Source organism: Collinsella aerofaciens (genome assembly GCF_039752985.1).
Classification (GTDB): domain Bacteria; phylum Actinomycetota; class Coriobacteriia; order Coriobacteriales; family Coriobacteriaceae; genus Collinsella; species Collinsella aerofaciens_BT.
Map to the genome: position 1 here is coordinate 1 of NZ_JBDMHA010000038.1, position 9513 is coordinate 9513.

Genomic DNA, 9513 nt, shown 5'->3' on the forward strand with positions numbered 1-9513 from the left:
TTTTGGAGCTTTAGTTAGTCCATATGGCGCTGTTTTGAAGTCTACCCTGCCTTCAAATAGGGCGAATGGTATAGAGATAGCCGCAAAACAGCCTAATTCAATGTGTCCATTTATACGTATTTGAACTAACTGTCCAGTCCTGTTCGGCGGCGCGCGGGTGATTCGCCGTTTAGACCGGCGCAAGGCTGATTCCGGCCCGCAGGGCGTTGAGCCAAGCGGCCTGACGCTTGCGATAGCCCTTGATACGGTATCGGAATCGGACTCCCGCGAGTCGATGCATCGTTTGGGCGAAGGCTTCGAGTGCAACAAGGTCTTTCATTTGGTCGCGATTGATAACCAGGACGTGGATGCCCATTGCCTTGAGGCCATTATTTCGATTGCCATCGTGGATGCGAGCGTTTTGAAGCTCGTGCCCAATTCCGTTGTATTCGTTGTCGACTCCGGCTGCCGGGCAATATAGGTCACAGATGGCATAGGGGATGCCCGAGGACATGTTGACCGCAAGGGTGTCGAAGTCGATTCGATAGTTGAGTAGCAGGCCTCCCATGGGCAGGCTGCAACATCCGAATCCGCCAAAGCGCATGGGCGCTCCGAGAACGGCAAACATTAGGGATTCGGCTGGGGATGCAGATCCGGGTCGGGCGAGCTTGACTGCCGTGCGAAACGAGGTGTATGAGCTGCTTTTGGCAAGCTGTGCAACAGTCTCGAGCTCTTCGATGGTCGTGGCGGGCTCGCATTTGTAGTGTGCCTGTTCGTAGCGGGTTTCGTTCTGTTGCTCGACCACCGACTGGTTGCCCAAGCAATCGAGATCGCCCGTCGCTGCGCAGCCATCGCCCTTGGGCCAGATGTCGTCATGGGCAATGGGGTATGTTGCCCCGGGAGGAAGGGAGTAGGTTCCGAGCAGTTCCATGAGTAGCATCAAGGTTTTGGCGACTGATTCATTCTTGGAACAAAGCATGGCTGTCATGGCAGGAGACGTAGCGTAGATGTCGGCCTCGACGTGCATAATTGCACCTTCAGGAAGCGGAGCGGAGAGAATATGCTGAAGAAGTCGCTTGTCGGGGCGCCTGTTGTCTTCGTTTGAAACGAGAAGATCGAGCAGTTCGGAATCATCTTCATTCCAGGCGTCGAGTATCGAAAGTGCGCCAAAGTCTATCGCGTCATTGTTGGGAATGCAGCCAGCCAAGGCCTGTGCTTGCTGTTCGCTATCAACGGAGTCCCAGGGTAGGGCAGAGTACGCCCGTCGTGCGCGACGAATTGCGCGGAGGGCGGAGAGATGTGAAATCACGGTCGTCATAGCTATAACGTACTAAGTTGGCGGCAGAATGCGACCGCCATACCGTTCTTTTCGCTCAGCGGGGCGCTGCGCGCCATGAACGGCTGGGTGTTATGAAATCGGTGGAATCGGTTGAGGGGATTGCAGGAAATTGAGCTCTGCCGCGAAGGTTGACGATAGCTACTGGACAGTTAGTTCAGATACGTATAAGACGGCGGGCGTTCGAGGCGTTTCTAAGGGCTTTCGAGGGCGATTTGAGGGTAAATATGCGGCGGTCGTACTCGAAAGCGATGAGCTTTGGGCAGTATGGCGTTCGCCGGGGAGCTCAGAAGGCTCAGAACGGCCTTTGGAGCTTTAAAAAAATACGTATCTGAACTAATTGTCCAGGGAAGGTTGTCGAGGGGTAGAAAAAGGGTCGGAAGCGAGCTTCCGACCCTTTAAAAACACCAAAGATGATGAGATGCACGCTGGATTACAGCGCGAAGTCGCCGCCGACGAGCGTGGAGACGGGCTCCTCGTGGTAAACGGCGGAGATGGCCTGAGCGAACTCCTCGGCGACCGAGATGGTCTTGATCTTGCCGCCGACCTCGACGGGAATGGCGTCGGTGACGAGGCACTCGACGATCGGGGCGTCGTTCAGACGCTCGATGGCCGGACCGGAGAAGATGCCGTGGGTGGCGCAGACGTAGATGTCGCCGGCGCCCATAGCCTTGAGCTCCTTGACGTTGGCGCACAGGGTGCCTGCGGTGTCGATCATGTCGTCGTTGATGATGCAGGTCTTGCCCTTGATGTCACCGATGATGCCCATGACCTCGGCGGCGTTGTGGCGCGGACGGCCCTTGTGGGCGATGGCCAGGTCGCAGCCGAGCATGTCGGACAGCTTCTTGGCGGCCTTGGCACGACCCACGTCGGGGGAGACGACAACCAGGTTGTCGGTGTCGAAGTGCATGTCGTTGTAGTACTGGCCAAACAGCGGCAGTGCGGACAGGTGGTTAACCGGGATATCAAAGAAGCCCTGGATCTGACCCTGGTGCAGGTCGAGGGTGATGATGCGGTTGACGCCGGCGCGCTCGAGTAGGTTGGCGACGAGGCGGGCGGTGATGGGCTCACGCGGGCCGGCCTTGCGGTCCTGGCGGGCATAGCCGTAGTGGGTGATGACGGCGGTGATGGAGCGGGCGGATGCGCGCTTGGCAGCGTCGGTGGCGATGAGCAGCTCCATGAGCATGTCGTTGACGTTGCCGCCGGCCACGGACTGAATCAGGAAGACGTCGGCGCCGCGGACGGTCTCGTCGTAGCGGGCGTAAATCTCACCGTTGGCGAACTGCTTTAGCGTAAGGCCCGAAAGCTCGACCCCAAGGTACTCAGCGATCTTCTGAGCGAGGGGACGGTTGGAGGAACCGGAATACACGCGGATGGACTTGCGCATATTCTCCGACTTCTCGGGATCATTAATCGGCATTACCCTTCTCCTTTATACATCGAATGCCATATAGATGCCTTTTTGCATTGTAACCGTGCGGCGGGGTTAATCGGGTCTTGATAACGTCTTTACCGTCAACGGACACGAACCGACCACTCATCCGGTCGCGCAGGTCACGATAGAAAAAGGAGCCGTCCCCATGGAACAGCTCCTTTTGTGCTTGGTGAAACGTTATGCCTCGTCGTCCTCGTGCAGACGACGGCGATAATCGGCGGCCCAGCCCTCAATATTTACCTGACGGGCGCGGCCCAGACCGAGTGCGTCGGCCGGGACCGGCTCGGTGATGACGGAGCCGGCGGCCACGAGCGCACCGTCGCCAATCTGGGCGGGCGCGACCATCATGGTGTCAGAACCGATGAAGGCATCCTTGCCGATGACGGTCTTGTGCTTGTGGACGCCGTCGTAGTTGCAGGTGATAGAGCCCGCGCCTACGTTGACGCCGGAGCCCATGGTGGTGTCGCCGATGTAGGACAGGTGGGGCACCTTGGAACCCTCGCCGATCGTGGACTTCTTGATTTCCACGTGCGTACCGGCCTTGGAGCCGTCGAGCATGTGGGTGCCCGGGCGCAGGTAGGCGCGCGGGCCGCAGTCGACGCCGTTCTCGATGACGGCCTCGATGGCGATGGTCTCATCGATGATGCAGCCGCTGCCGACGGTGGTGTCGGTGAGGCGGCTGTTGGGGCCGAGCTGGCACTCCTCGCCCACGGTGACGTGACCGATCAGATGCGTCTGCGGCCACACGACGGTGTCGCGGCCGATGGTGGCGTCGGGACCGATCCAGGCCTGCGTGGGGTCGATGAACGTGACGCCTTCTGCCATCCAGTGCTCGTTGATGCGGTCGCGCGCGATGGCGGTGAGCTGCGCGAGCTGGATGCGGCTGTTGACGCCCAGGCCGTCGCGGTAGTCGTCGCAGTGGAAGATGGAGACTGCCTGGCCGTGACCCTTGAGGATTTCGAGCATGTCGGGCAGGTAGTACTCGGACTGCGCGTTGTCGTTGCCGATCTCGTTAATGTGGGCGGCAAGCTGCGCGCCGTCGAAGGCGTAGCAGCCGGCGTTGCACTCCAGCAGCGTGGCGGCCTGCTCGGGCGTGCAGTCCTTCTGCTCGATGATGCGCTCGATCTGACCATCGGCGCCCAGCTTGATGCGGCCGTAGCCAAAAGGATCGGGCGGGGTCATGGTCATGACGGTGCAGGCGAGCTCGCCGGTGGCGACGGTCTGCGCGAACTTGGCGACGGTGTCGGCGGTGATGAGCGGCAGGTCGCCGTTGAGCACGACGACGGGGCCTTGCGCGATGCCGCAGGCCTCGAGCGCGACCTTGACGGCATGGCCGGTGCCCAGGCGCTCGGTCTGCTCGACGCACTCGACTTTGGTGGCGCTGTTGGCGTAGGCGCCATCGATGAGGGCGCGCATCTCGTCGGCGTGGCTGCCGATGACGACCACGACGCGGCTGCAGCCGGCCTTGATGGTGGCGTCGACGATCCACTGAACCATGGGCTTGCCTAGAATCTTGTGCGAAACCTTGCAGTGGTTCGACTTCATGCGGGTGCCCTCGCCGGCGGCGAGGATAATTGCGGTTGCGTCCATGTGATCTCCTGTTACGTTATAGAGACGTGTGTTTGGAAACGATACACGGCGCAATATGATACCGCAGGCATATGTTGAGCGCGTAACGATTGGATTGCGGCGGTTGAGGCTTGCGCCGCCGGCGTGGCGTTTGCGCTGGCCGTGCATGGCGGCGGTGCTGCGGAGCTGTCGTTTGAGCGAGGGGACGGGGGTGCCCGTGGACAACATACGAGAGGAGTTTGGCGGCGAGCCCGTCGCGGCATTCTCGATGTCGCATCCAGCTGTGCCGGCGCTCTATATAGTGCTGACGCTGGGGCTCACCATGTTCTCGATGCAGCCGGTGCTGATTGCGCTGTCACTTGCGGGCGGGTTGGCGTATGGATTTGCGACGCGTGGGGCTGCCCGCACGCTGGGCGCGCTTCGCTGGCAGCTGCCGGTGATTTTGATCATTGCGGTGCTCAATCCGCTGTTTAGTGCATCGGGCTCGACGGAGCTGTTTCGTATTGGCATGCGTGCGGTGTATCTAGAGAGCATGGTTTACGGCCTGTGCATGGGCGGGCTGTTCGTGGCGAGCGTGCTGTGGTTTGAGGCCGCGGCGTCGATGCTCGAATACGACAAGGTACTTGCGCTTTTGGGCAACGCCGCGCCGGTGCTCGCGCTCATGATCTCGATGTGCATGCGGCTTATCCCGCAGTTTTTACGCCGCGGTCGTACGGTACTGGCGGTGCAGGATGCGATTGATGTGCCGGGTCGCGCGCCGGCCGATCCCGTGCGTTCGCGCCTACGGGCATCGAGCGTGTTGATGGGCTGGGGCATGGAAGATTCGCTGGAGCGCGCGGACGCCATGCGCTCCCGTGGATGGGGCGCCGCGACACGTCGCACGACGTACGCGCGGTATCGGCTGGGTCGCGGCGATGTTGCCGCGCTGGTTGGGCTTGCGGTGTTTGGTGCCGCTGCGGTGGCGGTGGCATGGACCGCGACAACGCAGTATTCGTTTTACCCGCAACTATCGGTGCCGGCGCCGTGGCTGGGCTATGTCGTGTACGCTGCCTGGATGATGCTGCCCTGCGTGTTGCATGCGATCGATGAGAAGAGGTTCGGCTGATGGCTCGGTTGGATAGGGGACCGGTGTCGGGCGCGGCATACGGCCCGGATATGCCGGCGATTGAGGTGCGGAGCCTGAGCTTTGCCTACCCCGATGCGGATGCTGCGGTGCTCGAGGGACTCGACTGGTCTGTTCCCCAAGGTGCATTTGCGCTGCTTGTCGGCGGTACCGGATCGGGTAAGTCGACGTTGCTGTCGCTACTCAAGCCCGAGATCGCTCCGGCGGGCGAGCGCACTGGCGAACTGCTCGTGCTGGGCGAGAACGTCGCCGACATGGATGTGCGGGCATCGGCGGAGCGCGTGGGCTATGTGTTCCAGGATCCCGAGAACCAGATCGTGTGCGAAACCGTGTGGCACGAGATGGCGTTTGGCCTGGAAAACTTGGGGCTAGCGCGTGATGAGATGCGCCGTCGCGTAGCTGAGACCAGCTATTTCTTTGGGCTGGAAGATTGGCTTCACCGCGATACTGACACGCTTTCGGGCGGTCGCAAACAGTTGCTGTCGTTGGCGGCCGTTCTGACGCTGCGCCCGCGCGTGCTGCTGCTCGACGAGCCCACGTCTCAGCTTGATCCGGTTGCGGAGAAGAATTTCCTGCACGCGCTGTTTCGTGTGAATCGCGAGCTGGGCTGCACGGTTGTTGTGGCGACGCATCAGCCGCGCCCAATGCTCGAATACGCGACGTGTGCGTACCGGATTGAGGACGGTCGCGTGCGCGAGGTGGCGGATATGGCTTCTTTGGGACGCCGAGAATCGCTGTTTTCCGATGACATGTTGGGGTGGGGTGCCATCCGATGTGCAAATAAAGGAGTATTCAGCAGGCGCGAGGACAATTTGGGCTCTCTGGAGCCGCCCGGGGACGTATCGAGCGCGAAAAAAAGTTCAGAATTGGACAAATCGTCCGAATTTGTGGCGCAAACGTCGCTCGAGAACGGCTCGGAAGCCTTCCCGCGCACGGATGGAAGCAGAATACTCCAAAAAATGCACGGCGGGTCGGCTACCACCCTGTCGGAAGGCTGGTTTCGCTACGATCGAGCGTCCGGCTGGGTGCTGCGCGGGCTCGATGCGTCGTTTTCGACTGGCGCGGTGCATGCGGTTGTGGGCGGTAACGGCTGCGGCAAGTCGACGATGCTTTCGGTGCTGGCCAAGACTGCCAAGCTGCAGCGTGGTCGTATGGTGCGCGGGGCGGCCTCGGCTGCGCTGCTGCCGCAGAACCCCAAGGCCCTGCTGGTTGCCGAGACGGTGCGCGACGAGCTGATGGAATGGGCCTCGACCTGCGGATATGACGAGAACTTGGCGCGGGAGCGTGCGGCGAGCTTGGGGTTGTCGGGTCTGGATGGACGCCATCCGTACGATCTTTCGGGCGGGCAGCGTCAACTGCTTGCATTGGCAAAACTGCTGCTAATCGGCCCCGAACTGCTATTGCTCGATGAGCCCACCAAGGGTCTAGACCTGTTCAGCCGCCGCATTATCGCCCGCGCCCTGCGTGGCCATGCGAAGGCTGGCGGCACCGTCATCACGGCTACGCACGATTTGGACTTTGCCGAGCAGGTAGCCGACGACGTCGCCATGATGTTTGACGGCGAGATTGCCTGCATGGAGTCCCCGGCCGACTTCTTTGCCGACAACGTGTTCTATAGGGCGTGATGGGATGACGGACTGTCGTTTCTCGCGCTTGCTTGCAAAACTGGAGATCCCGCTGTTGTTGGCGGTGCCGGCGGTGATGGCTGCGGCGTTGCTGTCGGGTGTTGAGCAGGCAGCATTGGCCATGCTGGTTGTGGTGGCGCTGGTGCTCGCGCTGTTCTTTGCGGGTTACGAGGCATCTCGTCCGGGTTTGCGCCAGATTATGCCCACGCTGGTTCTGGCAGCATTGGCCGCGGCGGGGCGCATCTTGTTTGGCCCCATTCCCGACTTTAAACCCGTGAGTGCCATCGCCATTATCGCCGGGGCGACACTCGGTCGTCGTAACGGCTTTATGGTCGGTGCGTTGGCGGCGCTGACCAGCAATTTCTTTTTTGGGCAGGGCATGTGGACGCCGTGGCAGATGTATGCCTGGGGGCTCGTGGGATACGTTGGCGGTGCGCTGGCGCATGCCGGCGCTTTTGATCGCGCCGATGGCACCGTGCGTATGCCGGCGCTGCTGACCTACGGCTTTGCTTCGGGTTTGCTGTACGGCGTTGTGATCAACGCCTACGACATTATCGGTTTTGTTCAACCGCTCACGTGGGCGGGTGCCATGGCACGTCTTGCCACGGCAGTGCCGTTCGATATCACACACGGCCTCGCGACCTGCGTGTTCTTGGCTGCCTTGTACAAGCCTTGGTGCCGTCGCATTAACCGTGTCGTCGTGAAATACGGGCTGTAAGGCATTTCGCGTTCCCTCACGAACTTGCGGTGGAATGGTTCTCGTTTTTGGCTATTTGCTGCCCAAACAGGAACTATTCCACCGCACCTTATAGGGGGAGAGGGGCCACATAATCTGTTTTCCTCTGTCCCCCCAGGAATTACTTGGGGCTAGAGTTCTAGCGTGAGGGTGACGGGGCAGTGGTCGCTGCCGAAGATGTCGCCGCGGATGCCGGTGTCGCGTACGTTGTCGGCGATTGCGTCGCTTACCAGGAAGTAATCGATGCGCCAGCCGGCGTTGTTCTTGCGGGCATTAAAGCGGTAGCTCCACCAGCTGTAGACGCCCTCGACGTCGGGGTTTGCCGCGCGCCAGGTATCGGTAAACCCGGCGTTGAGCAGCTCGGTAAACTTGCCGCGTTCTTCGTCCGAAAAGCCTGCGTTGCCGCGGTTGGACTTGGGGTTCTTAAGGTCGATCTCCTCATGCGCCACGTTAAAGTCGCCGCAGGTTACGACGGGTTTGCCGGTCTCGCGCTCGAGTCCCGTCAAAAAGCCGCGATAGGCATCATCCCAGGCCATGCGCACATCGATGCGCGCGAGCTCATTTTGGGCGTTGGGCGTGTAGACGTCGACAAACCAAAACTTGTCGAACTCGAGCGCGCAGACGCGGCCCTCGGTTACGGCTTGGGCGACGAGTACGGCCGCCTCGCCCTCGCCGGCGTAGGGCAGCAGCGCGTCGGCGCGCAGCACGCGCAGCGGCTCCTGGCGGCTAAAGACCGCGGTGCCCGAGTAGCCCTTGCGCTCGGCGTAGCTCCAGGTTTGGTAATAACCGGGCAGGTCAATATCGACCTGGCCCCCTTGCAGCTTGGTCTCCTGCAGCGCCAAGATGTCGACGTCGAGTTCTTGCGCGATCTGGATAAAGCTCGGGTCCTTTTTGAGCACGGCGCGCAGGCCGTTAACGTTCCACGAGGCAAAGGTGTAAGTCTGAGGCATGGTGTCCTTTCGACGGGGTTGGCAGGCTTAAGATTAGCGCAACAGGGGCGGGGTGGGCCCCGCGCATGCTGACTTAAAGGCCGCATGCTGGGACGTTGCCCAACGCTGCCCGACCAACAGGGACGGAGGACTCATATGACGCAGGCAATAACGGATCCCAAGCAGGCCTCCGCCGCGCTGGCGGAGCTGTTCGGCACCCATAAGCGCGTGGTCTTCTTTGGCGGCGCTGGTGTTTCCACGGCAAGTGGCATTCCCGATTTCCGCAGCGTGGACGGCCTGTATCACCAGCAGTTTGCCTATCCGCCCGAGACCATGCTGTCGCATAGCTTTTACGAGGCGCATCCTGCGGAGTTCTTCGACTTTTACCGCACCAAGATGATCGCGCTCAACGCTAAACCCAACCGCTGCCACACCAAGCTGGCCGAGCTGGAGCGCGCCGGCAAGCTCGACGCCGTGGTGACGCAAAATATCGACGGCCTGCATCAGATGGCCGGCTCACAGCGAGTGTTTGAGCTGCACGGATCGGTCCATCGCAACATTTGCCAGTCGTGCGGCGCGGTCTATAGCGCCGAGTGGATTTGCTCGCGCGAGCACGAGGATGCCGCGGGCGTGCCTGCGTGCCCCGCGTGCGGTGGCCGCATCAAGCCCGATGTAGTGCTCTACGAAGAGCCGCTCGACGAGCATGTGTTGACCGGTGCCGTTGCCGCCATCGCCGCGGCCGATGCCCTCATTGTGGGCGGGACCTCGCTCGTGGTGTATC

8 protein-coding genes are annotated in these 9513 nt (G+C 61.2%); 4 read left to right on the forward strand and 4 right to left on the reverse strand.

Going from position 1 to position 9513, the window contains the following annotated elements; genetic code table 11:
- Positions 1–169: 169 nt before the first annotated feature.
- From ABHR76_RS06305 to glmU, 3 genes are all read right to left on the reverse strand, one after another.
- A complete protein-coding gene (locus ABHR76_RS06305; RefSeq protein ID WP_346977086.1) occupies positions 170–1186 on the reverse strand; it encodes a hypothetical protein in 1017 nt (338 codons plus the stop codon).
- Between the two features lie 562 nt (positions 1187–1748).
- Complete coding sequence (locus ABHR76_RS06310; protein WP_022094252.1) at positions 1749–2735, reverse strand: ribose-phosphate diphosphokinase; 987 nt, start codon at positions 2733–2735, stop codon at positions 1749–1751.
- A 192-nt stretch (positions 2736–2927) separates the two neighbouring features.
- The gene (glmU, locus tag ABHR76_RS06315) at positions 2928–4340 is read right to left on the reverse strand and encodes a bifunctional UDP-N-acetylglucosamine diphosphorylase/glucosamine-1-phosphate N-acetyltransferase GlmU (RefSeq protein WP_196031373.1); all 1413 of its coding nucleotides are present in this window, start codon (positions 4338–4340) and stop codon (positions 2928–2930) included.
- A gap of 196 nt (positions 4341–4536) precedes the next feature.
- On the opposite strand from glmU, the gene ABHR76_RS06320 reads away from it, so the two are divergent.
- Genes ABHR76_RS06320 through ABHR76_RS06330 form a run of 3 tightly spaced genes read left to right on the forward strand, consistent with a single transcriptional unit; the run spans position 4537 to position 7785 of the window.
- On the forward strand, positions 4537–5424 hold the full coding sequence (locus ABHR76_RS06320; protein ID WP_346977087.1) for an energy-coupling factor transporter transmembrane component T: 888 nt from the start codon (positions 4537–4539) through the stop codon (positions 5422–5424).
- Positions 5424–7067, forward strand: coding sequence for an ABC transporter ATP-binding protein (locus tag ABHR76_RS06325; protein ID WP_346977088.1), 1644 nt, complete (start codon positions 5424–5426; stop codon positions 7065–7067). Before ABHR76_RS06320 ends, ABHR76_RS06325 begins: the two co-directional genes overlap by 1 nt.
- A gap of 4 nt (positions 7068–7071) precedes the next feature.
- Entirely contained in the window at positions 7072–7785 is a 714-nt protein-coding gene (locus ABHR76_RS06330) for a DUF6580 family putative transport protein (RefSeq protein ID WP_346977089.1), read from the forward strand.
- Positions 7786–7934: 149 nt separating this feature from the next.
- On the opposite strand, the gene ABHR76_RS06335 is transcribed toward ABHR76_RS06330, so the two are convergent.
- Positions 7935–8753: an exodeoxyribonuclease III gene (locus ABHR76_RS06335; protein ID WP_250787343.1), complete on the reverse strand. Its 819-nt coding sequence runs from the start codon at positions 8751–8753 to the stop codon at positions 7935–7937.
- A gap of 135 nt (positions 8754–8888) precedes the next feature.
- On the opposite strand from ABHR76_RS06335, the gene ABHR76_RS06340 reads away from it, so the two are divergent.
- Positions 8889–9513: NAD-dependent protein deacylase (locus ABHR76_RS06340; RefSeq protein ID WP_346977090.1), on the forward strand; the 625-nt coding region annotated here is incomplete at its 3' end.